Annotated in this window: 19 protein-coding genes; 7 read left to right on the top strand and 12 right to left on the bottom strand. The window is 49.3% G+C overall.

Going from position 1 to position 23,231, the window contains the following annotated elements; translation table 11 throughout:
• Positions 1-4 precede the first annotated feature (4 nt).
• Complete coding sequence (gene codB / locus ACFOE0_RS02165; RefSeq protein WP_248937312.1) at positions 5-1,243, bottom strand: cytosine permease; 1,239 nt, start codon at positions 1,241-1,243, stop codon at positions 5-7.
• Between the two features lie 191 nt (positions 1,244-1,434).
• Positions 1,435-4,350: an Ig-like domain-containing protein gene (locus ACFOE0_RS02160; RefSeq protein WP_248937311.1), complete on the bottom strand. Its 2,916-nt coding sequence runs from the start codon at positions 4,348-4,350 to the stop codon at positions 1,435-1,437.
• 445 nt (positions 4,351-4,795) lie between these two features.
• Between ACFOE0_RS02160 and ACFOE0_RS02155 the strand changes: the two genes are divergently transcribed.
• From ACFOE0_RS02155 to ACFOE0_RS02140, 4 genes are all read left to right on the top strand, one after another.
• Complete coding sequence (locus ACFOE0_RS02155; protein ID WP_248937310.1) at positions 4,796-6,940, top strand: FUSC family membrane protein; 2,145 nt, start codon at positions 4,796-4,798, stop codon at positions 6,938-6,940.
• Between the two features lie 109 nt (positions 6,941-7,049).
• Positions 7,050-7,904: a class I SAM-dependent methyltransferase gene (locus ACFOE0_RS02150; RefSeq protein WP_248937309.1), complete on the top strand. Its 855-nt coding sequence runs from the start codon at positions 7,050-7,052 to the stop codon at positions 7,902-7,904.
• Between the two features lie 136 nt (positions 7,905-8,040).
• Positions 8,041-9,345 carry an alpha/beta hydrolase-fold protein gene (locus ACFOE0_RS02145; RefSeq protein ID WP_380711299.1) on the top strand — a complete coding sequence of 435 codons (1,305 nt, stop codon included), beginning with the start codon at positions 8,041-8,043 and terminating at the stop codon, positions 9,343-9,345.
• A gap of 73 nt (positions 9,346-9,418) precedes the next feature.
• Positions 9,419-10,426 (top strand): class I SAM-dependent rRNA methyltransferase, encoded by a 1,008-nt coding sequence (locus tag ACFOE0_RS02140; RefSeq protein ID WP_248937307.1) that lies wholly within the window; start codon positions 9,419-9,421, stop codon positions 10,424-10,426.
• An 18-nt stretch (positions 10,427-10,444) separates the two neighbouring features.
• Here ACFOE0_RS02140 and ACFOE0_RS02135 read toward each other — a convergent pair whose 3' ends face one another.
• From ACFOE0_RS02135 to ACFOE0_RS02095, 9 genes are all read right to left on the bottom strand, one after another.
• A complete protein-coding gene (locus ACFOE0_RS02135; protein ID WP_248937306.1) occupies positions 10,445-11,215 on the bottom strand; it encodes a helix-turn-helix domain-containing protein in 771 nt (256 codons plus the stop codon).
• Positions 11,216-11,240: 25 nt separating this feature from the next.
• Positions 11,241-11,771 (bottom strand): YbhB/YbcL family Raf kinase inhibitor-like protein, encoded by a 531-nt coding sequence (locus ACFOE0_RS02130; protein ID WP_248937305.1) that lies wholly within the window; start codon positions 11,769-11,771, stop codon positions 11,241-11,243.
• A gap of 416 nt (positions 11,772-12,187) precedes the next feature.
• Positions 12,188-13,312 (bottom strand): membrane-bound lytic murein transglycosylase MltC, encoded by a 1,125-nt coding sequence (mltC, locus tag ACFOE0_RS02125; protein ID WP_248937304.1) that lies wholly within the window; start codon positions 13,310-13,312, stop codon positions 12,188-12,190.
• Between the two features lie 104 nt (positions 13,313-13,416).
• Positions 13,417-14,274 (bottom strand): CsgG/HfaB family protein, encoded by an 858-nt coding sequence (locus ACFOE0_RS02120; RefSeq protein ID WP_248937303.1) that lies wholly within the window; start codon positions 14,272-14,274, stop codon positions 13,417-13,419.
• Between the two features lies 1 nt (position 14,275).
• Positions 14,276-14,683, bottom strand: a complete 408-nt coding sequence (locus ACFOE0_RS02115) for a curli assembly protein CsgF (protein WP_248937302.1) — start codon at positions 14,681-14,683, stop codon at positions 14,276-14,278.
• 36 nt (positions 14,684-14,719) lie between these two features.
• The gene (locus tag ACFOE0_RS02110) at positions 14,720-15,208 is read right to left on the bottom strand and encodes a curli production assembly/transport protein CsgE (RefSeq protein WP_248937301.1); all 489 of its coding nucleotides are present in this window, start codon (positions 15,206-15,208) and stop codon (positions 14,720-14,722) included.
• A gap of 124 nt (positions 15,209-15,332) precedes the next feature.
• A complete protein-coding gene (locus tag ACFOE0_RS02105; RefSeq protein WP_248937300.1) occupies positions 15,333-17,237 on the bottom strand; it encodes a hypothetical protein in 1,905 nt (634 codons plus the stop codon).
• Between the two features lie 33 nt (positions 17,238-17,270).
• Positions 17,271-17,789: a hypothetical protein gene (locus tag ACFOE0_RS02100; RefSeq protein ID WP_248937299.1), complete on the bottom strand. Its 519-nt coding sequence runs from the start codon at positions 17,787-17,789 to the stop codon at positions 17,271-17,273.
• A 254-nt stretch (positions 17,790-18,043) separates the two neighbouring features.
• The gene (locus tag ACFOE0_RS02095) at positions 18,044-19,561 is read right to left on the bottom strand and encodes a hypothetical protein (RefSeq protein WP_248937298.1); all 1,518 of its coding nucleotides are present in this window, start codon (positions 19,559-19,561) and stop codon (positions 18,044-18,046) included.
• Between the two features lie 609 nt (positions 19,562-20,170).
• On the opposite strand from ACFOE0_RS02095, the gene ACFOE0_RS02090 reads away from it, so the two are divergent.
• Complete coding sequence (locus ACFOE0_RS02090; RefSeq protein WP_248937297.1) at positions 20,171-20,437, top strand: hypothetical protein; 267 nt, start codon at positions 20,171-20,173, stop codon at positions 20,435-20,437.
• Here ACFOE0_RS02090 and ACFOE0_RS02085 read toward each other — a convergent pair.
• Entirely contained in the window at positions 20,427-20,621 is a 195-nt protein-coding gene (locus tag ACFOE0_RS02085) for a YheV family putative zinc ribbon protein (RefSeq protein WP_205407327.1), read from the bottom strand. The genes ACFOE0_RS02090 and ACFOE0_RS02085 overlap by 11 nt on opposite strands.
• A 159-nt stretch (positions 20,622-20,780) precedes the next feature.
• Here ACFOE0_RS02085 and ACFOE0_RS02080 point away from each other — a divergent pair, with 159 nt between their 5' ends.
• Positions 20,781-22,703, top strand: a complete 1,923-nt coding sequence (locus tag ACFOE0_RS02080; RefSeq protein WP_248937296.1) for an ABC transporter ATP-binding protein — start codon at positions 20,781-20,783, stop codon at positions 22,701-22,703.
• 70 nt (positions 22,704-22,773) lie between these two features.
• Positions 22,774-23,220, top strand: a complete 447-nt coding sequence (locus ACFOE0_RS02075) for a TIGR02444 family protein (RefSeq protein ID WP_248937295.1) — start codon at positions 22,774-22,776, stop codon at positions 23,218-23,220.
• Positions 23,221-23,231: the final 11 nt, after the last annotated feature.

Below are 23,231 nucleotides of genomic sequence, written 5' to 3'. Positions count from 1 at the left end.
CCAGTTAAGCCGCTTGCGCAGGTTTCGCCAGACGCGCTTGCAACGCATCCAGAATCAGGTAGCTCAGTGCACCGCCAATCACAGCATTCAAAGGCACAATACCCGGCAGGAAATGACCCGCCGCAATACCGATAGCCACACCGGCAATCGCTGCCCAGTTAACCGTAGCAAACTCGGCATTGGCAAAGTCTTTATAACGCTCACGGTGCCTTAAGAAATCGGCGATGATGATACCACCGATTGGTGGAATAGCTGCCGACAGGAAGGTCAGCCAGCCAACAAAATTGTTATACAGCCACAGGGCACACAGGGTACCGATAATACCGTTGGCAACGGCCAGGTGCTTGCTGCTCCAGCCGGTGATATTGGCAAAGCCCAGGCCTGAGGCGTACAGGGCGTTGTCATTGGTGGTCCAGATATTCAGGCCCAGCACGATAATGGCCGGGATCAGCAGTCCCTGCATCATCATCACTTCTGAGATATCCGACTGACCGGTTGCAGCACTGCCAGCTGCGCCGAAGATAAACATCAGACTGTTACCGATAAAGAAGGCCACCATGGTCACAATAACGGCCGCTTTAGGGCTGCGACCAAAGCGCACAAAGTCAGCCGTCAGGGTACCGGCAGAAATAAAGGAGCCTACCACCAGCGCCAGTGCCACAGAAAAGTCCAGCGGCTCTTTCGGGGTGATGGCCTGCAGACCTTCGATACCACCCACGCTGTCTACTGCTTCCAGCACAGAGTAACCACCCAACAGGGCGATGGCAGGCACTGCAATGGCAGAAAGAATCATCAGGGCTTTTATACCGAAGTAGACAGTCGCTGTCATAGCCAGACCGGCAACAGCAATCAGAATTGTGGTGTCGATACCTGTGGCTTTTTGTACCGGCAGGGCAAACATGGCCACGCCAACACCGAACCAACCCACTTGGGTACCACCGAGAATTAAAGAAGGAAGCCAGGAGCCTTTGAGGCCAAAAGAGTAGCGAGCGAGGAGATGAGTAGAAAGGCCAGAAGAGGCGCCGATATAACCAAGGAAAGAAGTGTAGATGCCGAGAAGCAGGTTACCAATGAGAACAGCAAGGAAGAAATCATTAAACGGGAGCCCCGTTCCCAATGTTCCCCCGGTCCACATGCTTGCCGAGAAAAAGGTTAACCCCAACATCACCATCGTCAGGGACAGCACTCCTTTGCGCGCAGCACTGGGAACCGGCCCCAGGCTGTAGTTGTTATCAGCCGCCATAGTACACCTTTTTAAATTTTATAAATTGTGTGTGCTTGTCACCGTCACCCGGGCAAACGGTGCGGGATTCTAAGGAGTTCTCCAGCCGAGTCAATGTGAAGCTTGGTTAATTTAACAAAAGCCGATATAAGTCACAAAAAAGGCCTGCAAAGTGCAGGCCTTTAATAGAGACAGCGCGATTTGGAAAATACTTATCTCAACAATATACGCTCATTGGTTATCGAATTGACCAACCAAAAACCACCCAAGTCATCATCGCCCAATAAATATCTATGCTCACCGACCTTAATAATATCTGTGACATCACTTATTTTGTTCAACTCTTCTGACTCAGAGAGCAATTCAGTCATCGCCCCGGTCGCGAAGTCGAATTCAACCAGGCTGTCTTTGGATGGTTCATAGAATATTAAACCCGCACCATCATCGGTAATATCCAGATAGTCACTTATATAATACTCCACAGTGTTATCAGGGTTTAACGAGGTTCGCTCTCCAGTCTGCACATCTATCGCGATAAAGTAGGTTGCGTCCGTAACTTTATCTTCAGTATCAATAATCAGCCTTTGGTTGACGCTATCGAACACCATATGATTTTCCCGATACAAAGTATGCTCTGCATCATCAGGCGACAACTCAGTCACTAACCCGGATTGGGTATCGTAGGACATAATGACATCTCGGTGCTCAAAGTAGAGTATGCCATTGTCTCCCAGTGTCAGATGCTCAAAATCATATCCATCTGTTGATGACAACAGCTGGGTGTAGGTTTGACTCTGCAGATCAAACTTGCCTAGTTCATCACCTTCATCTGCGATGTAAAGCACCTTGTTAATGTCATCAAGCTCAACACCATAAGCATCATCAGTCAGTTCATGAAGCTGACGGAACTCTCCAGAAGCGAAATTAAGGCTGAGCAGAAACTTCTGATCCGTGTAATAGATGGTATCCGTTCCGGCATCGAACGCCATAAAAGCGGGCTCGCCAACTTCCCAGGATGGACCGGCAAAACCATCTATTTCGAGGCCTTTATAGTTATCGATAGCAGGATTAAACAATATAGGTCCCGGATAAAAACCGAGAATCATCTCACCTGTCGCGGTATTGATATCGACGCCCTGCAGCGAGTGCCTGTTACGTTGCAGCTTATCAGGCACGCTATGAACTTGGGTGATACAGGCTGACGCAATATCAAATTGGTATACATTGCCTCTATCTATGCCGTTCGCCCAAAACCACTTGCCATCTCTATTCGGGGAAACATAGGAGATCCTTAAATCTGAGAATCCAGCAATACAATGACCATCAGCACTCAGGCTCACTTCCTGTAGCCGTCCTGAATTTGCGCCGTCCAAATGCATAGACAAGAGACGAAGCTCAGATGCCCTGTAGTTATCATCAATCACCAGCAAACGGTTTTCAGATGGGTCATAGATCATATGCCTTAATGAGTTAATCTCCTCATCGTCAGGCACCTTCGCGGTATCAGCCAGCAAAGTCAGCTCTTGAGCGGCCAAGTCTAAACGATAAAATTCCTGAACCTCTATCCAGGTATCATTCCCATCATCATAAATATAATTATTATTAAAGAAATACAGCTGGTTACCATCATCAGACAGCGTCATCAGGTCATATTTACTCCCCGATTCCAAAGAATGGATCACCGATGACGTGCTATCTGCAGTGTTTATTTCTACCAGGGTGTATTTACCCAGATCGTAATCATAAACAGACGCCAGAATGGTATCGCCATGGACTAAAAATGCATCCATGTTGCCGGCAAGCTCTGGCAATAGGGCATCATCAAAAAACTTGGTTTCTAAGGTTTCCAAATCAAAGGATAATAATCCTCCACGACGATAGTCACTGACGATAAAAGATCTGTTACCATCAAACTTGCCGTGTGAACTGCCGTGATGCATTGGCCCTGAGTATTTTAAAACTCGCTCAAATTGCCAACTCTTATCGTGAGTTCTAATCTCAATATCAAACAGGTTTTCACCCATTACCAGCGAATAGTTTTTCTGCCAACTTTTGCCTTCATCGGGTAAAGATTCAGACTGGCCGTTAACCAAAACAGCTTCTATTGTTTGGTCTGAAGTAAAGGATAAAGTGATATTGTCGTTTCCTGTCAGACCATTGAACTCAGGGTAAAACGCCACACCACTTAGACTGCTTACGCTGAGACGATTCACATTAAGCAGCAGCTCTGCTTCAGCGGTGTCGGAACCATCTGTCGCAGTCACCGCGACCCGAAGCTCCGTTCCAACTTCCGTCGCGCCATCCAGAATCAACTCATTATTTTCAATCCGACACTCTATTCCGGCTGGGCAGGCAGAGATGGAGAGGTCCAGCTGATCTTGCTCTATATCGCTGACATAACCACCGAGATCAAGACTGACAGATTTGGATATTTCCATTTCCAGCGATGGCAGGCTTTGCCATTGAGGGACATCATTAACTGGGCTCACAACCAAGTTGAAAGTGTCAGTGACACCTACTTGCTGGCCGTCAGATACAGAGACTGAAATAGTATTTGTGTCGCCAAAATAGTTGGCGGCAGGTGTCATGGTCAGCATGCCATCCTGAATAACGCACTCCACTGACTGAGGACAGCTCTCTACCTGAAACGCAAGGGGATCGTTATCAATATCAGCGGCTATGGAAGCCAACTGTATACTCAAAGGCTTATCCTCAACCGTCACCTGATCGCTTAAGGAGAGAACCGGCGCATCATTCACAGCGGTGACTATCAGGTTAAAACTGCCACTGACTGACGCCCCAGCATCGTCAGTCACTGTCATCTCAATCAGGTTTTCCTGGCCAAAATAGTCAGTCACGGGAGTCAGAACCAGACTCTCCTCTTCAAGACTACAAACTATGTTCTGAGGACATTGATCTATGTTAAATGTCAGGGACCTGGAATCGCCATCACTCGCAATGGCAGTGAGTCCTACGGTCAGCGGGGTATCCTCAGGAGTTGAAACACTGCCCACAATAAACGAAGGCGGCACATTTGCCAGAGGTTCATTGATGTCAGTCTCATCATTGTCCCCACCACCACAGCCGGTCAAACCAAGCATCAAAGTGCCTGCAACTAAATATCTCACTTTCTTCGTCCCCCAAGGCCTTGCTTCTGCACAGTCAAAAGGGGCACCCTTTAATTTCCGCACAAAAACTAATGTTTTTAATTATTTAACAGCCATAACATGAATCCAGAGGGATGATATCTATGGAGATTTTAACATTCAAGCAACACACAACAGGACGATTTATATCGCCAAAAACGCTTGCACAAACCAGCTAAATCACTGGCAAAAATCAAATTTTCAGCATCACTGACTCAGAACTAAAAACCGGTTCATCAACAGGTTGTTTCCCCGAAACTGAATTTTAATTCATCATGCAGCGACAAGAGCATCAACACACTAATAACCAACTGTTTTTATTTAAAAATAAGTAAATTTCACTCAGTTCAAAGCCAAATACAAGCCACTACAGGTGCAACACAAAAGTGGTAGAATCTTCTAACCTCAGTGACTTACACCAACGAATATGAACCAGAACAGTCCATCCGGCTCATCGTTACAGCGCTTTCCTAAATATTTTCAAATCCCTTTGCTACGTTATGCGCTGAACTTACGCGCCAACATTGCTGCCCTCAGCTACCTGAGCTGTGCCCTGCCGCTGTTCTTTCTGGGTCATTACACCACTGGGTTTGCCCTGTCTTTGGGCAGTATCGCCTGCCACCTAGGTGACAGCGCCAGTGTGACCCGTCATCGGCTGCTTGATTTTCTGCTGTGTTTCATCCTGTTCCCAATACACTGTTATCTGAGCGTAGTCCTCTTCCCTACGCCCTGGCTCTATGGTCTGTATCTGGCAGGCAGCAGCTTTGTACTACTCATGCAGTCTGTATACTCCCCAAGATTGGGTGCCGTGGGCTTCGCCACTGTGCTGGCGGGTATCTACACCATGTTGATTTACCAGCCGGGACTGGAAGACTGGCATCTACCACTGGCATTGACTGCAGGTGCAATCTGGTATGCCATGTGGCAGTGTTTTGCCCTTTGGCGCTGGCCGGGACGAGAAGACAGAGACCTGCAACATGAGCTTTACCAGGAGCTGGCGCAGAAGTTGATTTCCCATACCCGGCCACTGTTGCCGGGAAGCTATTGCCAGACCTTTGTGGTCACCGCCAAACTGCGTGCCCTGTATGCAGGTAAATACAACTCGCTGCAGCAAAAGGTGCAGCAGCGCCTGACCGCCGGTGAGCAAAGTCAGGAGCTGGGCTGGCTGCTGGGCAGTATTAACACGGCAGACAAAATCGCAGAGTTAACACGTCTGCTGCACTTCACCCCGGGAGCCGCCTATCAGTCCCAACATCAGTTCTGGCTTGAACAAATTCATGCGCTGTCCGGAGACCTGGCGCAACGTCTGCGTACCGCCAAACCCAAGGCCGCCAACCTGAGTCTGCCTATGGAGCGCTTTGATGCATTGCGTCAAATGCCCGCGCGGGAAGGGATGGAACCCGGCCCTGAGTTTCGCCATGAATACCTGCAAACCCTGGCTGTTATCGATAAGCTTGAGCTGATCAATATCGCTCTGACCCAACTTGAGTCCGGTTATCCTGTGCCAGCCAACAGCCATACGGGCAGCAAGTCACTGCAGCTTTCCTCCGCCAGTGTACTTTGGCAGAAATTCAGCAGCCAACTGACTCTGAAGTCCAACCACTTCCGCCATGCAGTTCGGGCTGTAATTAGCCTGACACTCGGGTGGGCAGTCGTCACTGCGCTGCATCTGGAGTTTGGTTTCTGGACTCTGATGACCAGTTTATTGGTGCTCAAGCCTAATCTGGCGCTGACCTGGCCCAGACTACTTCAGCGTCTCACGGGAACCATAGGCGGTCTGGCAATTGTTGCCCTGATGCAGCATTGGCAAATAGGCGAACCTCTGCTGGTTGCCACCTTTACTCTGGCCGCCATAGGCTTCTTCCACACAGCCAACCGTTTTTACGGCTTTGGCGTGTTCTGTGTCACCCTGTTTGTATTCTGTGGCTTTGCCCTGAGTGGCCATGGAGATGGTATTTTGCTGCCAAGGTTGGAAAATACCCTGCTGGGTGTGGCTCTGCCGGTATTGTGCGTACTCTTTATCGCGCCCGAGTGGCAAAAGCGCGCCTTCCCCAACCAACTGTTGTCGACTGTCTCCGGCTACCTGACCTATCTGAAATCCATGCAGCTGTATTTGGGCCATCCTGCCCAGACTAATCAGTCTCAGCCTGACGACAGCAAGGAGTTGGAGGAGAGTTTCAAACAGTGCGTACGCAACGACACCAACCTGTTTGACCATTGGCTGGGGTACCTGGCCGAGCCCAGACCCAAAAGCAGTGTCGCCGAAGTGATCCTGCTGTGCTGCCACGGGTCCAACATTATTTTGCGCTTGTTCACCCTGTTGAATTGGCAGGCACAAAAACTGGCCGCTGACGATCTGATAACCCGGGAACTTACAGAAACCATTGCAGTGTTCGACAACTGGCATAACCGCCTGTTGAAAGATGCCAACTCGCCCTATTTCTTTGAAGTAATGCGTCAGCATCAAAATGATATCCGTGCTCGACTGCTGGAGATAGAACAGCAGGGAGAACAATTGGATACAGTCAATATCCTGCGATTGCTGCGCACTGAAGTGGAAGCCCTGATGTAAACAAGAGCGCAATCAATATCCGCTTACAATTCTCGACTGGTAATCTCCGGGCTTATTTCAGAAATTGGTGAATTATTTACCGATTTCTATCGCCACAGGAAGGTTAGCCATGAACAAGTCCAAACTCCACCTGCTCGGTGCAGCTATGCTGCTGGCACTGGGCAGCACATCTGTCGTTGCCAGTCCTGCGCCAACGCTGGAGCAGGTCGTTGAATCCCGCAGTGATAAGGCCAAGGCCAGAGATGAGTACCGCCACCCGGTCGAAACACTGGAGTTCTTTCAGGTAAAGCCCGGAATGGTTGTCGCTGAAGCGCTTCCCGGTGGCGGCTGGTATACCGAAATTCTGGCGGACTATCTGGGTGAAGACGGCACACTGTATGGCGTCAACTATGCCGATGACATGTGGGCCAGATTCGGTTTCTTCTCTCCCGAGCGCATTAAAGAGCGTGTTGCCAGCACGAGTAAGTTCCCTGAGCTGGTCGCCGGTTTCTCCAAAGATGGTCCTGAAGCTGAAGGCTTCACTTTTGCTTCTGTGCCTGCATCCGCAGAGGGGACTGCGGATCGCGTACTCTTTATCCGCGCCCTGCATAATCTGAATCGTTTTGAAAAGGAAGCAGGCACAATGACTCAGGCCATTGAGGCAGCGAGTAAACTGCTCAAAAAAGGCGGCATGGTGGGCGTAGTGCAACACAGAGCGCCAGAAAGTGCTTCAGATGAAAGTGTTCAGGGTAACCGCGGTTATATGAAGCAATCAGACATCATCAAGCTGTTTACCAATGCCGGGTTCAAACTGGTTGCCAAAAGTGAAATCAACGCCAACGCCAAGGACAAACCCAGTGAGACAGACATTGTCTGGCGCTTACCTCCTTCTTTTAACGGCAGTCGGGACAACCCTGAGCAAAAGCAAGCCATGCAGGCCATTGGTGAGTCTGACCGTATGACCTTGCTGTTCCGCAAACCTTAACTGCTACAGAACGCCCCTGTGCTCAGCCGTGACTTAAGACAGCTGAGCACAGGTGTTAATCCTTTCTTCCTACAGACCATCCCCTTGCCACTCTGTAGGCTGTTCGCAACTCTTATCAAAATAATAATCGGAGCCAATGATGGCCAGGCTGGTATTTTCACGCTCACTTTTCAGTTCACTTCTGCCCAAAGTCCTCGCGCCTAAGTCCGTTGGGCTGCTGTTGTGTATCTGCCTTCCGACTATGGTCAACGCGGCACCAGAGGTATTGAGTTATGGCATTGCGGACAATATAGAGTCCAAAGCCTATGATGCAAAACGGCGCTTTATGGTGTCGTTACCTGAGCGATATCAAGCCTACCCGCAAAGGCACTACCCAGTGCTTTATGTAATGGATGGCGACTTCCAGTTTCGCCACACCGCCATGCTGGCCCACACCCAGTCCCGCATGGGCAAATTGCCGCCAATGATAGTGGTGGGTATTGCCAATCAGGGCAACCCGGATTACCTCTACAGTACTACCTGGCAATCAGAAAAAGAGGGGGATGAGTTTGGTGGCATTGATGTAATGATGCAGCATCTGAGTCAGGAGCTGGTGCCTTACATCGACAAACATTATCGAACGTCCGGCAGCAATGCCGTTGCCGGATACTCACTTGGAGGTCTGTTTGTACTGCAGGCCATGATGGCGAAAGACACGCCTTTCAACGCCTTTATCTCCATGAGCCCCAGCCTCTGGTATGACAACTACAGCTTCAATAATCAGCTGACAGAGTTCATAAAAGCCAATAAAGGTAAACCACTGCCCCCCCTGTTTTTGTCGGTCGCCAATGAACAGGGCATGGGCATAAGAGACTTCCACACCTTACTGACTGAGAAGGCGCCAGGCTGGCAGGTGACCTTTAATACCTATCCCAATGATACCCACTACACCACTGCGATACCGGCCATGATGGATGGACTGAATATCCTTGCCGACAGCCATTACACAGATATGGATGAGCTGATGGAGATGCCGGACTATCAGGTTGTATTCAAGCACTTTGCCGACAAGCAGTCGCAATGGGCCGGATACCGTATGGACTGGTTGCAGGCATACTACCTGGCGAAATATCTATTTGCTTCCAAGCAGATAGACGAGCTGGAACAGATTCTGGCCAGCGCCAGAACTCAGTTGCCTGACTCTTATGTAGAAATTGCACTGGGGATCAGCAAAGGCTTCAATAAGACCAAGCAGGCGGAAAAAGCTGCCTCCCTGCTGGACAGCATCAAGTCAGCCGCAGGCGAAAGCGCCGACTGGTATCAGCAAATGAGTCTGGCACAGTCCGCGCTTGGGCATGCTCAAGAGGCCGAAGTGCTGCACCGCAAAGCTATCGAACTGGCACAAGCGCAGGGCTTTGAAAGTTGGGAAGTTTGGGAGCTTGGCGGCCCCATAGCAGAATAAAACAGGTAAGCCTTAGCGCATTTTGCTACCATGCCGGGGTCAATCCTGACCCCAGCTTCAATCGAGCCACCACATGTCTATACAATCCCTGTTGACCGCCGCCATTACCAAGCGACAGCACTTTCTTACCCAGGCAGTCGCCGACAACACCAACTGCTATCGCGTATTCCATGGCACAGTGGAAGGCATCAATGGCTTGAACATCGACCGCTATGGCGATAACTGGCTGGTACAAACGTTTCATACCAGCCTGACAGAAGACGAGCTTGCCGAAATCACTCAGATCCTCATCACACACGCGGCACTGCCAGTGACCTACAACGACAGATCCGGCAACCACTCCAGAGTCAGTAACAGCCTGACAGATGAAGAAATCGGTGACGCAGAGCAGGAATCCCTGATGCAGGAGAATGGCATCTGGTTTACCTCCAAAATGCGTCATGAAGGCCAAGACCCTTTGCTGTTTCTGGATATGCGAATTGGCCGTGAATATGTGCGCAAACACAGTCTCAACAAACGGGTGCTGAATCTGTTCTCATACACCTGTGGAATCGGCACGGCTGCAGCTGTTGGTGGTGCCGACAAAGTAATGAATGTCGACTTTTCCTCCTTTGCACTTGCAGCCGGGCGTCGCAATGCCGAGCTGAACCAGGTCAGTGAGCGCTGCGAGTTTGTGCAAAGTGATGTGTTTCCGGCGCTCAGACAGTTGGCCGGATTGAATGTCGGCGGACGCCGTGGCCAACGTCTGCCGAAATACCCGAAATTGCCACGCTCCCAGTTCGACCTGGTGTTTCTTGACCCACCCCGTTACGCCAAAAGCCCCTTTGGTATTGTCGACCTGATTAACGACTACCAAAGCCTGCAAAAACCCGCCGTACTGGCAACTGCTGCCGGTGGCACTCTGGTGTGCTGTAACAACGTCGCCAAAGTGGATAAACAGGTGTGGTTTGACGCTCTGATCCGCTGCGTGCAGAAACAGGGACGTGAAGTCGTCAGCCATGAGTGGCTCGACTGCCATGAGGATTTCCCTTCATTTGATGGCAATCATCCACTGAAAATTGTGGCGCTGACACTGGATTAACAGGCCAGGTTTTAGCTGTTATAAGGTTTGCTGATATTGCCTCGGGGTCAGGCCAAACAGCAGCTTGAATCTGGCGGCGAATCGGGACTCAGACTGATAACCACAGGCCAGAGCAATATCCAGCTGAGATCTGGACTCCTGCATCAAAGACAGCGCATGTACCATGCGCACTTCTGCAAGCAAATCTCTGAAGCTGGTGTGCTCTGCCGCCAGCTTACGTATCATGGTCGCTCTGCTCATATTGAAGTGCAGAGATACCTCTTCCAGCTTATGCTCACGACCGGGCTCTACGGCAAAGTAGCGGCTTAGTCTGTCGCGTAAGGACTCATTGGCACTGGGAAACAAGAGTCCCAGTGCACGCTGCGACCTGAGCTCAGCATAGAGCGCAAACAGCATCTGCTGCTGGGCAGTGTGGCTCAGGGTTGGCATCGCAAATATCGCCTCAAACAACCAGGCCAAACTGTCAGTCACAGCGGTGGACGGAGGCGTTTGCGTTGAGATTGCACCTTCATCCTGCAGCAACCATTCCTCGGGCGGTGGCGTCAGCAAGCCCAAACACCGGGAGTGAAACTCAGTAGCGCCGGGCTCGTTAACAAAAGTCAGGTACTGACCGGCTGGTACAAGCAACCACTCCCGCCGGGAAAACGCCAGCTCCTGATCGTGCCACCAAAGGTTCTTCTGGCCTTTATCCACCCAGATAATGGTAGGCGCATGTATCAGCACATTGCGCAACGGCTGACGCTGCACGCCGGAAAACACACTGGTCTGAATAGGTTTACGGCTCATCATGTTCTCGTTGCTGGGGCCCCTTGTATCAGGGGTTCACATACGTCGCGGTCAAAGTGGCTTTATCCAATGCCTTGGCATTGAGCATATAACCCACCAGCGCTGCAGATGCATTGGCTGGCAGTTCCAGATTAGCGTCTGGCAAAGCCCATACAGTGAACTCATATCTGTGCATACCATCTCCCGCTGGCGGGCACACACCACCAAAGCCTTTACTACCATAGTCATTGATCAGCTCATCGGCGCCTTTAATATGACCAGATGCATCACGCTTGATACTGTGAACCTTGGCAGGAATATTCACTACCTGCCAATGCCACCAGCCACTGCCGGTTGGCGCATCAGGGTCATAGACGGTAATGGCATAGCTTTTAGTGCCCTTGGGCGCCCCCTGCCAACTCAGCTGTGGGGACTGATTATCACCGCTACAACCAAAGCCGTTATAGGCATAGGTGTTGGCCATACGTGAACCTTCCTGAATATCCTGACTTGAAAGAGTCATGGCTGAACTGGCAAAGGAAACCATGGCCAGCAATGGCAGTAAATATCTCGCTTTCATCTTGTGTCCTCCTATATTTGATGGACACAGTGTAGAGAGATGAAAACCACCACGCACCACACAAAGGCTCAATATGCAGTTAATTTAAATCACTATTGAGACTTTGTGTAACTTCAGCGAAAAACTTAAGGGATTTTGTTGGAAGGGAAGAAAACGACACAAGCCTTTAGAAACAATCGAACCCACCACTGGTCATGACATCATGCTCAATATTCACAGAGCTGGCCCTTGTGGCAAAGCCGTCAATACTGGCAGAAAGACCACCTCACCGAGGCTCACCGCACCTCGATCTGCAATCTGCCCGAGGCTCTGACAAAGCCACTGAGCCGTTTCAGTCCATGAGCGTAGCAGCGCTACGTGATTGGCTGAGGCGGTGAAAGCAATGCCGTCAGAACGCTGGGCAGGCAGCAGTTACCTCAGAGGTTTCCGGCGTTAAACTCCTTCTGAAAATACAAAACCTTCTGCAAATACCTTCTCGCCTCAGCTTTGGGATGCTCAGTAGTCAGTGCGTTATACACCTGAGTCGGAGACATGGCATTCAACTCCCGCATCGCCTGCTTACGGTCGCTGTCAAAGGTCGACAGTACACCGCCCGTTCCACCGTTGTATGCAGAGATCATGGAGTAATGCTTGGTCGTTGGGTTGGCCACATCCCTTAAATAACGATTCTTCAGGATATGGAAGTAAGCGGCACCTGTGTCGATATTATTGGCCGGATCAAACAGGTAGTCCCGGGTAGGAATATCATTTCTGTTTTTTACCAACTTAAACACATCTGCCCCGGCAGTCTTGGGGATCACCTGCATCAATCCATAGGCTCCGGCATGGCTGACCGCATAAGGGTTGAAACTGGACTCGGTTTTGATGATGGCGTAAATCAGGTCTTCGTCGATTTGGTAACGTCGGGACGCCTCACGGATCAGATGGGCGTACTGGTACTCACGCTGGCTCAGGTGATCCTGCACCATATCAATTTCAACATAGTAGGCATGACCTTTTTTCAGCTGCTTCATGGTTAGCTTATTGGCCAGCAAAAACTCAGCAAAGCGGTTGGCCCGCCACTGCCACTCAATAGGTTTCCCATCGTGATCCACCACCTGCCCCAGCAGAAATGGCTTGCCCGATACCACGACTTTTTTGTCGCTGAAAAGGTCCACCTTGGAAGGATCTGATGGCATCAGCAGGGTTTCGATAATGGCATTTTTTAATCTGGCTTCAGGCTGATAACGGGCTACTGTGCTGACCCAGATTTTGCCTTTATCAAAGTCAATATGGGCACGGGTACGATAACCGTCGATGTACTTCACATAGTGATGCTTACTGGCCACCATATAATCATCATCGCCCCACTCTTTCTTAACCTGAGTGGCGAAATATTGAATCAGCTTTTCAAAAGCTTCTCTGTCTTTGGCGGGGATAGCAGGTCTGCTGCTTCCACTGTGTGCAGTGTTATTGGCAGGCGATTCACATACGCAGGTGACAGGCTGTTGTGCACAGGCGGACAACAGCAGAGGAAACAACAATAGCCAGAGCTTTTTCAAAACAGGGGTCATCTCTCAACAAAAACGGGCCGCAATTATCCATATGCGACCCGCTGTTGAACATTATGAAACGACTGAATTTTGAATTCGGCCAAGCAATTACTTTAAACCTGCTCCTCAATACTCAGTCTCTTGCGTACCTGCTTCTCTCCAAACGCTTCCATCCAGTATTTAAGCAGTACCGGATTGGTTTGCTCCGTCGGATTCTGCAGGTTCCAACTGCCCTTCCATATCCCATCGGCAATCAGGTGAGTCACTGCGCTCTCAATGGCAGCCGATACAGACAAACTCACAGGTTCATTGGTGGTGAAACCCGCCTCGCCCTCCAGCAACTCCTGGGCATCAATGAACTTAAACACCCCGGTAGTCACTTCCAGAGACAGAACAGATTTAGTTGTAGTGACGTTACTCAGCATACGACCGGTGCGGATATCAACCGCTCGCAGATTCACAGTCACGGTGTCTACCCGGAACTGGGTTGAAGCGCCAATTCCCAGATATCTTGCACCTGCGCCACCAGTTCTCAGGTTGGTGTCGTAGGCAACTATCCCCCCTTCCAGCAGGATTTGAGCGCTGTTCAACTGAGGCAGCTTGCCACCATCACCATTCAGTCCAGCGCGAACAATTTTGCGCTCAGTCAGCAGGTTCTGCAGCCCTTCCCGCTCAACCGGGATAAACCAGTTTGAATCACTCAGTGCTTTCGCCAACAAAGCGGTGCCACTTTGAGGAACTGCGGTTGAAAAGTTACTGGAGGGGATAGGCTTGTACTGCCCAGTTTGATCCCTGAAGTCATAGACCGCCGCGACAATTGCCCCCTGCGGGGATGGCAACTCAGTCAAATCAAAGTAGGTTTGCCCTCTGGGCATCAAACTGGAGGAGTGCTCGATCTCTTCAAGCATATCTGTAGTTGAGCTGCAACCAGCCAACGCCAGCGCTGCCAACACAGGGAGCCAATATTTCATATCAACCTCCCTCCGAGATCAGACCGCCGACCTCAATCACTGTGGTTTCGCCCGTGGCAATATCAAGAATATGAACCAGCAAAGAACCATCTTCATTGACCACATTAATTTCAAAATCATCGGTGCGCAGATAGCCTTCGCCACCGTTAGCGGCATCATTAAACAGCTGGCTCATCAGCCGGGACTCCAGAGAGCTGGCCAGGCGTTCAAGTGCGGTAGGCGGCACATAACCACTGCCTGAGTTATTGTCGTTCTGGGCAGAGGCATTTTGCATCAGATAGGAGCCATTCAGCGGGTTACCACCAAATGCCGGGTTAACCGGTGTGTATGTCAATTGAGTTGCGGAAATGGCAGACGAGGCTAATAAACAGCTTAATGCCATCATCCTTAATGAGTGTTTTCTTGTCATCCCTGTCACCCTTATTCTTGTTGTTAAAAGTGAGTCCTAAAACTCATCTGCCGCCAGGTCCGGATCCATCAGCGAGGACCAGGCAGCTTGATCTCTTTGTTGTCTTAAAACTTTATCTACGTATGAAGCAGCAGATTTAGCCTGCGCATCAATGTTTCTGCTGGCGGGAGACACCACAGTCACAAATACAGGTTTACGGTTGTGGAGTATGGTCATGCGGGAGCCATTACGGGCTGAAGCCTGCTCCTTTATGGTCAAACCATCATGGTCTGTCATGCCACCGATATTGCGGTAATCCATCACAAACTCTTTGTAGAATCTGTGCCCAAAGCGAGTCATGGTGCGATTGAGGATCAGGCCATCAATCAGGTCTGCCTCGATTTTAGGCTTACTGTCATTAATGTCAGCTTCATGTGGCTTGGCTTTGAGTAAAGTCTCATCACTGGCCTGCAATGGCTTAACCAATAACAGAAAAAGCAACACAAGATAACGGCACTCACCCATAACACCTCCCTGCAACAGCATGATTCACATCCGGTGATTCACTGGCCCACTCACAACTGCCACAATCGTAAATTAATTGTTAAATCAGTACAATAACAACGGCACAGGGGAGCCGAAGCTCCCCTGATAATCGGCTTACCAATAATTAACTGCTTGGCCCAAATACACCCTGAGTAATAGTCGCGGTATTGTGGCTACCACTCATATACACATTTGCCGTGTTATTAGTGTCACCCTGATTAATCGTCACCTGATTCCATGTGGCGTGACTTTCCATATCCATATCAACGACCGCTGTATTTAAATACCCGCTTTGGTTAATATCAACCTGAATGTCATTCCCCCAGAATTCAACATCGGCCGTATTATTACCTCCCCACTGTTCAATATCTATATCAGCTCGGTCACCATGAAAGTTAACATAGGCGTTTTGATCAACGTCATATTGCTTTATGTCTACGTTGACCATATCACTTTCACCGCCATTGCCATTAAAGTTGTTCACTTGTGCGAAATGGCCGTTGCCTGTTTGGTCAATTTCAATGATTGAGTTATTTACAGAGGCGTGGGCAAACACCCTGTTTGAGTTACCATCCTGATAAATATCTACTGAATTATTTCCGCCATTGGTTGAGGCTCCAATGCCCTCCCCATAAATATTATGGCCATACGTATCATCACCCAACTGGCCTTTACCGGTAATTTCGTTATTGTTACCATCCTGCACAATGGTAATGCTGCTGCCAATACCATTTTCAGTTGCGGCACCGGCCTTGTTCCCCATACCATCTTGAGTAATGTCTATGGTATTTTCAACGCTACTTTCCAGCTGAATTACCTTTACAAAGTTACCATCCGCCTCAGACGCTCCACCCACTTTTTGGGTGATGAATACAGTATCACCGGAGCCAGACTGCATTAAATTAGCGGTCTGGTTTTGTCCTGACTGCTCGACATCTGCAGTATTCCCCATAGATTGAGTAAGTTCAGCCCATTGTTCTGAGCCATATTGATCAATTGTCGCTGTATTGCCACCATCAGTTTGAATAACTTTGGCAAAAGTACCATTACTTGCAGCATGCTGTGAAATGGTGATTGAGTTCGCTGTGCCTGCATTTTGAGTTTGTTCCGTTACAACATCACCAGCATTACCACTTTGAGTTACAGTTAAAACATTGCTGCCCGCGAACTGCTTTGAGTCGACACTATTGCCGGTATCATTTTGAGTGATGGTCGCTGTCGACGTGCCGAACTGCTCTAAGTCTACGTTATTGTTGGTCGCATATTGATATACAGACGCATCGTTATCACCATCCTGAGCAATATCAACCGTGTTGGTATAACGGGCGTCTGGTCCGGCACTCGCATTATAGTTTTTAGTATCCTGCACGACCAGAGCATAGTTCCCATCTCCCGTCTGAGTCACATCAGCCCACGCGTGATCAGCCCTTGTTTGCTCAATTTTAGCAGTATTCTGGTCAAGCCCGTTGCCATCCTGAGTCACAGTTGCATCAGAGTAATCAGACCCGACATTGACGATGTCAGCCTTATCACCTGTACCATTCTGATATATATTTGACTGTGCATTATCTGCATTCCGCTGCTCTATATAAGCCTCATTCTCACCCATTGCTTGGGTGATATTAGCGGTGGCATTCACTTTAAAGTTATTCTTTTGAATAATATCTGCATCATTATTTGCGCCAGTAGAGTCAATAATAGCCCGGCTGGTTCCGACATTATTCTCCTGAGTAATATCAGCTTCACTTCCCTCTGCAGCAGTTTGAGTAATTTTTGCAAATGCACCGTTATTAGCAGCTCCAGTTAGCTCCTGAGTAATTTTAGCGGTATTTTTATTTTCAGCACTCGTGGCAATAGAATTCTGAACTATTTCAGCATTGTTCCAAACACTATCTCCCTGTTGAATAATTTCTGCTGTATTGTGGTTTCCAAACTGATCAATATCAGCTGTATTATCTGTCGATTTAGCAACCGCAGCAGAACTACTCAACACAGCTGTTACTAAAATGGCAATTTTAGAATATCTCATAGTGTTACCTTCCTTTGGTTAAATAACGCTCGATTAATTTGGTGAACCGTGAGTAATAGTGGTGGAACTGCCTATACCGGCACGCCACATATAAAACGGTTCTTTGGAGTGATATTGATTTAATTCGAGACGATGGCCGTCTCCAGTCTGCAATATGTAGGCTTCGTTTCCCGTGCCGACCTGATTGACATCGATATAGTTACCATTGCCAATTTGGCCAGTCACAGCGACGTTGGCATATCCGGTTTGAGTAATATAGATTTCATTCCCTACCCCATCCTGATAAGCCATTGCCAGGTTTCCGGCACCAGCCTGTTTGATTTCAGCATAATTGTTGTAATTGGCCTGAATGATTACCGCAGCGTTACCTATACCGCTTTGAGAGATATCAGCTGTGAGCAGATCACCAGACTGAGTCACAGAAGCAGATTGAGTGTACAAACCCAGCTCATCAAACTCACTGAAGTCCGGGTGAGCACTAGCGTCTGTAGATAAGGAGGTTGCCAGTAACATCAATGTTGTCAGCCCAAACCTGAAGTTCAACGTCGCCATCCCTGCTGTTGTTGTTTTTATTGCTGGCTATTATGGAGTGGGGATATACCAAATGGGATACCACCACTGTGTGACTGAGGCTTGTCAAAAGGACTATTTGAAAGTGCAGAAATAGAAAAAAGAACTAACAAAAACAACGAAATATCATTATTTAGAATGACAAAAAGGCGCTAATTAGCGCCTTTGAAATAGATTTTGTACTAGCCATGGTTGGATAACCATGGCCAGTCGATTACGTATCTAATTGGATTTGCTTAACTTGTAGTGGAAGGTGCTACCTCACCCGACTCAGAATCTACCGGCTCAGACGAAGGTTTTACCTCTTCTGTAGCCAAATTCCGGGCTTCTCGTCTTAGATAGAAGCTGGCCAGTGCCAACATAACCCCGGTTACAGCGGCAATCAGTGCCAGCGAACCAAACCACACCAGTGCAACTATACCCACAGTACTGCGCCCGACTTCTGCGGCGTTATCTTTGCCGGTCACATACATGGCGATACGGTAAACCTGGTTTTGATTAATCAGGTGATTAATCTGGGTATTCAACAGTCGTTGCTCGTTTCTGAGTTTGAAGATCTGCTCCTCAAACCCGAACACCTGTTGGCTGATGCGTTCTAATTCATTGCGCTTGGTCGCTTCATACTCCGCCAGTTCAGCAAGATTGTCTTCCCGCATACCGATAAACTGGTTTTGCTCAGTCCTGGCTTTGGCGACAATAGAGTTTCTCAGACGGGCATTCTGGTTATAGCGACTTTGGATCTCAGCTTTCTTCTCATCGATACGCTCATTGATATCCTTGATTCGACGGTCATACTTGCTGTTCACAAACTCAATTTGCTGTCTTAACTGATTCTCCATCAGGGACTGCTTCTCAAGTGCGCCGCCACCGAGATAACCCGTAGTAATAGTGGCCAGCATCTGCTCTTTCTCACGAATAAGCTGACGATATTTGCGCTCCACAGAAGCCTCGGTAAGGAAGCTGGCATCGTCCATTTCCCGCTTCATTTCCGCCTTAAGTGCCTCAAGTTCCGCCAGCAACCTTTCTCTTTCATCTTTACTGCCAGAGACGTTACTCACCACGGTACTGGTAAAGCGCTCTTCAATCAGCACTTTCTCTTCGTTCCAATCTTTATAGTAGCCATCGCGGATCGTCATCAGTTCCGCAATTTCCTGCTTAAGCTTGGGCTCGAAGTTGGCATTAATAGCGGTCAGCTGCTGGTTCTTACTGGCCTCAATACGAGCCAGGTTCTCATCCAACACCAACTGAGATTGCGCATCCTCCTGTGCAATCTCGGCCATCAGCTCCTCTTCAGTGAACTTCTGTACATGAGCCCGACGCTTTTCGAGCAGTTCAATCTCAGTGTCTACATTGAGAATTTCGTTCTTACGATTATCAATGGCTCTGCTGAGGTTGGAGAAGTTACGCTCGAAACCATTAAGCATGGTTTCAAAGGTAATAATGCAAAGGAAGAATACGAAAAACAGGAAGATACTGCGCCACCACAGATTACGCGTTGCCATAAAGGCAAATACCAGTGGGATTTTACACAGCTCTACCGCAGCCACCAGCAGGAAGGGCAAACCGGCAATCACAATCGCCGAGGCGCTGTCGATAAAGCTGATATTTTCGAAGGTTGAAATTGAGTTGAATGCCGAAACCGACATCAGGATTGAGATAGTGAAGCCGATCAACACGGCAATCACCTCTACGGTCCACGCAAGGCGGATCAAAAACGTAGAGTAATACTTAATATTCTGCTGTTCATCTTGCATGCCACAAAACCTTTTTTATGTTCAGGCAGCTGACGGGATCTCCCTATCGACCGATAGAAACGCTGCTTGTTATTTTACGACCCCGGATGATCGCATTAAACGGCACATTCCCGGATAAGGTGAGACAGCCACATTGCCATCACCTCTCCAATCGTCACACTTAGGTAAGCACACTCAACAGCAACACAGGTTTGCAGAAAACAACAACGCCCCTGTCTTTCGTTCGATTGAAAACAAAAGACCGCACATTACTCTCAAAACAGGTGTTTGAATCACTCACTGAATCAATGAGCCTGAGAAATTGTAAACACACAGGATTAAATGCTGTCAACGCAACATTTTCAAAACATTTGATTCAAAAAATAGCTCACAAGAGTTCTGAGCGCCAAAGGAAACAAAAGACGACTAACAGCCAAAAGTGACAGGATAGGAGGGAAACGCCATAGAAATGTGTTTACTTATCTGTTTCACAAACAGTTTTCAATGAAGACAGATGAACAAAGCCGGATACTGGCTTAGCCATCACAGCGCGTAATACCTGCAGTGTAATCAGATTGAACCTTTTTGATAAAATTGTCTGCAGTCGCCCTTCACTTCCCGGATTTGGCTATGCCAGCTTTATATAAAGCCTTACCACTCACTTTTACTTTGGTCACGCTGATGATCTTCAATCAGGTTTTTGGTACGTCAGCAGATGGCAGCATCTTGTCTGTGTTTAACCTCTGGGAAGGAATTAACGGGCTGGCATTTATGTTGGCATTTGGATTGGGAGCGCCAGCATGGTTATCACTGACGCTGTCAGCAGCATTCTTGCTGCTGGTGTGCATTGCAGGCTACAAACTGGGAGTGAAAGCCCAAATAATGTTCAGGGTTTGAACACCCCAATAATGTCACCACCAGCCTGGTCGCTGACCTGTTTGTCAGTCTGCTTCTCGCGATAGTCACACTCGGTACATTCCACGGTTTCCACACCGTTCTCCATAAACAGCATAATGCTGTCCATCGCCTGACACTTGGGACACCGGGCGCCAGCCACGAAGCGTTTTTTCATTCTGGTCATTGGATTTGCTCCTTTTTTTCGGCCATTTTGCCATACTGGGCGAGAAATCAATACGTTCTATCACATCAGCCAGGATTAACCGGTATAGGATTTCCCCACCCTTGGCCTTTGCGGTAAGATGCCGCCCAATTATGTTCCATCCGGCCAGAATTCCGACCCATGATCACCATTACCGATGCTGAGCTCATTCGCGGCAGCAAAACTCTGTTATCAGAGACCTCACTGACTATCTACCCAGGCCATAAAATTGGACTGGTTGGCGCCAATGGCACAGGCAAGTCCTCACTGCTGGCACTGATTCAGGGAGAGGTAACCCTGGATAAAGGTGAGATAAAAGTGCCATCCGGCTGGGCGGTTGCTTCTGTCGCTCAGCACACACCAGCACTGGAAAAGTCGGCGTTGGAGTATGTATTGGATGGTGATAAAGAGTTCCGTGAACTTGAAAGCCAACTGGCAAAGGCTGAGCAAAACGATGACGGCAACGCCATTGCCACTCTGCACGGCAAACTGGACGCCATTGGCGGGTACAGTATTCGAGCCAGAGCCGGTACTTTGCTGGCAGGCCTGGGCTTCTCAGAAAAGCAGCAAAGCAATCCGGTCAAGAGCTTCTCCGGCGGCTGGCGTATGCGCCTTAACCTGGCGCAGGCTCTGCTGTGCCGCTCAGACCTACTGCTGCTCGATGAGCCGACCAACCACCTTGACCTGGATACCATGTACTGGCTGGAAGGCTGGATTAAAGCCTATCAGGGAACCCTGGTACTGATCAGCCACGACCGTGATTTTATCGATGGTATTGTGGATGAGATTGTTCATCTGGAACATCAGAAGCTGAACTTCTACAAAGGTAACTACTCAGCCTTTGAGCGCATCCGTGCCGAGCGCATGGCACAGCAGCAGGTAGCCTTTGAACGTCAGCAACGTGAGCGTGCTCATATGCAGTCATTCATCGACCGCTTCAAGGCTAAAGCCAGCAAAGCCAAGCAGGCTCAAAGCCGGGTGAAAGCGCTGGAACGTATGACAGATCTGTTGCCGGCCAAAGCCGACTCTCAGTTCACCATGTCATTCCGTGAACCTGATGCGCTGCCCAATCCCCTGGTCAGCATGGAGCAAGTCTCCGTCGGTTACGGCGATAAAGAAGTGCTGAAAAAGGTTCACCTTAACCTGGTTCCCGGTGCCCGTATCGGGCTGCTGGGTCGTAATGGCGCGGGTAAGTCCACCTTAATCAAACTACTGGCCAGTGAACTCCAGCCAATGAACGGCAAATACGAGACCAATGCCGGTCTGAACATCGGTTACTTTGCCCAGCATCAGATTGATTATCTGCGTATGGATGACAGCCCACTGCAGCATCTGATGCGACTGGCACCGGATCACAGAGAGCAGGAACTGCGTGATTTCCTGGGTAGCTTCGGTTTCCAGGGTGATATGGCACTGCAACCGGTCAAGCCTTTCTCAGGCGGCGAAAAAGCCCGTCTGGTGCTGGCATTGCTGGTATGGCAAAAACCCAACCTGCTGCTGCTCGACGAACCCACCAACCACCTGGATCTGGAGATGCGTCACGCCCTCACCATGGCACTGCAGGGGTTTGAAGGAGCCATGCTGATTGTTTCCCACGATCGTCACTTGCTGCGCCTGTCCTGCGACGACTACTACCTGGTTGATGGCGGAGAAGTCAAAGCCTTTGGCGGTACTCTCGAGGATTACCATCAGTGGTTGCTGGACGCTGCCAAGGCAGCCAAGGTGGAAGCCGCTGCAGAAAAGCCAGCGGACAAGCCGGTAGTAGACAAAAAACTGCAAAAACGACTGGAAGCAGAGCTCAGACAAAAGCTGTCACCATTGAAAAAACAGCAGGCAAAGCTGGAGGCCCAGCAGCAAACCTGCAGCGACAGACTGGCAGAGCTGGAAGCCATGCTGGCGGACACCAGCCTGTACGACGCAGAAAATAAAGCCAAACTCACAGCAGTATTGAAGGAAAGGACCGAGCTGACCAATACCCTGGAAGAGAGTGAAATGGACTGGCTTGAACTGCAGGAAACAATTGATATGATGGAGCAGGAAGCCGCCACGGCCGTGCTGCAGTAATCGGCAGGCGTGAACTCAAAGGAGTGTTCACGCCATCTGCTTAAATCAAGCAAGCCTGTTGGGAGTATCAATGACGACTTTTGAACAACGCCTGTGGCAACTCTGTGACCTGCACTACGCCAAGCACAAAGATCTCTGCCTGCAGCTGCAAAATCAGCATGGCGTCAACGTCAACCTCCTGCTGCTGGCCTGGTATCTGGATGGCAGACAGCAAGGACTCTCAGGTGAACAGTGGCAACAGATACTACAACATCTGACCGAATGGGAAAGTAAGCTGCTACAGCCCTATCGCCGTCTCCGGCAATTGGGAAAAGAGCAATTGCCTCAGGCCGAATATCGCAAGATGCTGGATGTGGAGCTATCCCTCGAGCGTAATGGCCAAAAGCTTGTACAGAAATGGCTGGGGCAACAGTCCATCCAACCTCACAGCCATAACCTGAGTCATTATCTGGCCCTTTACGATCTGGATATCAGTGCCGTTGCAGCCTTTAGCGATCAAACTGAAGCTGTCGCCTGACACTGCTGACT

The organism is Shewanella submarina (assembly GCF_042646185.1).
GTDB lineage: Bacteria > Pseudomonadota > Gammaproteobacteria > Enterobacterales > Shewanellaceae > Shewanella > Shewanella corallii.
This window is presented reverse-complemented; position numbering and strand designations above follow the sequence as displayed.

What these genes read in the sequence shown, in the direction of transcription:
- ACFOE0_RS02095 (WP_248937298.1), bottom strand. Translation starts at nt 19,561, where the DNA reads ATGCAAGATGAACAGCAGAATATTAAGTATTACTCTACGTTTTTGATC.
- ACFOE0_RS02115 (WP_248937302.1), bottom strand. Translation starts at nt 14,683, where the DNA reads ATGACAAGAAAACACTCATTAAGGATGATGGCATTAAGCTGTTTATTA.
- ACFOE0_RS02145 (WP_380711299.1), top strand. Translation starts at nt 8,041, where the DNA reads ATGATGGCCAGGCTGGTATTTTCACGCTCACTTTTCAGTTCACTTCTG.
- ACFOE0_RS02130 (WP_248937305.1), bottom strand. Translation starts at nt 11,771, where the DNA reads ATGAAAGCGAGATATTTACTGCCATTGCTGGCCATGGTTTCCTTTGCC.
- ACFOE0_RS02090 (WP_248937297.1), top strand. Translation starts at nt 20,171, where the DNA reads ATGCCAGCTTTATATAAAGCCTTACCACTCACTTTTACTTTGGTCACG.
- ACFOE0_RS02075 (WP_248937295.1), top strand. Translation starts at nt 22,774, where the DNA reads ATGACGACTTTTGAACAACGCCTGTGGCAACTCTGTGACCTGCACTAC.
- ACFOE0_RS02150 (WP_248937309.1), top strand. Translation starts at nt 7,050, where the DNA reads ATGAACAAGTCCAAACTCCACCTGCTCGGTGCAGCTATGCTGCTGGCA.
- ACFOE0_RS02110 (WP_248937301.1), bottom strand. Translation starts at nt 15,208, where the DNA reads ATGCTGTTGCAGGGAGGTGTTATGGGTGAGTGCCGTTATCTTGTGTTG.
- ACFOE0_RS02135 (WP_248937306.1), bottom strand. Translation starts at nt 11,215, where the DNA reads ATGATGAGCCGTAAACCTATTCAGACCAGTGTGTTTTCCGGCGTGCAG.
- ACFOE0_RS02140 (WP_248937307.1), top strand. Translation starts at nt 9,419, where the DNA reads ATGTCTATACAATCCCTGTTGACCGCCGCCATTACCAAGCGACAGCAC.
- ACFOE0_RS02080 (WP_248937296.1), top strand. Translation starts at nt 20,781, where the DNA reads ATGATCACCATTACCGATGCTGAGCTCATTCGCGGCAGCAAAACTCTG.
- codB (WP_248937312.1), bottom strand. Translation starts at nt 1,243, where the DNA reads ATGGCGGCTGATAACAACTACAGCCTGGGGCCGGTTCCCAGTGCTGCG.
- ACFOE0_RS02100 (WP_248937299.1), bottom strand. Translation starts at nt 17,789, where the DNA reads ATGGCGACGTTGAACTTCAGGTTTGGGCTGACAACATTGATGTTACTG.
- ACFOE0_RS02120 (WP_248937303.1), bottom strand. Translation starts at nt 14,274, where the DNA reads ATGAAATATTGGCTCCCTGTGTTGGCAGCGCTGGCGTTGGCTGGTTGC.
- ACFOE0_RS02155 (WP_248937310.1), top strand. Translation starts at nt 4,796, where the DNA reads ATGAACCAGAACAGTCCATCCGGCTCATCGTTACAGCGCTTTCCTAAA.
- ACFOE0_RS02105 (WP_248937300.1), bottom strand. Translation starts at nt 17,237, where the DNA reads ATGAGATATTCTAAAATTGCCATTTTAGTAACAGCTGTGTTGAGTAGT.
- ACFOE0_RS02085 (WP_205407327.1), bottom strand. Translation starts at nt 20,621, where the DNA reads ATGACCAGAATGAAAAAACGCTTCGTGGCTGGCGCCCGGTGTCCCAAG.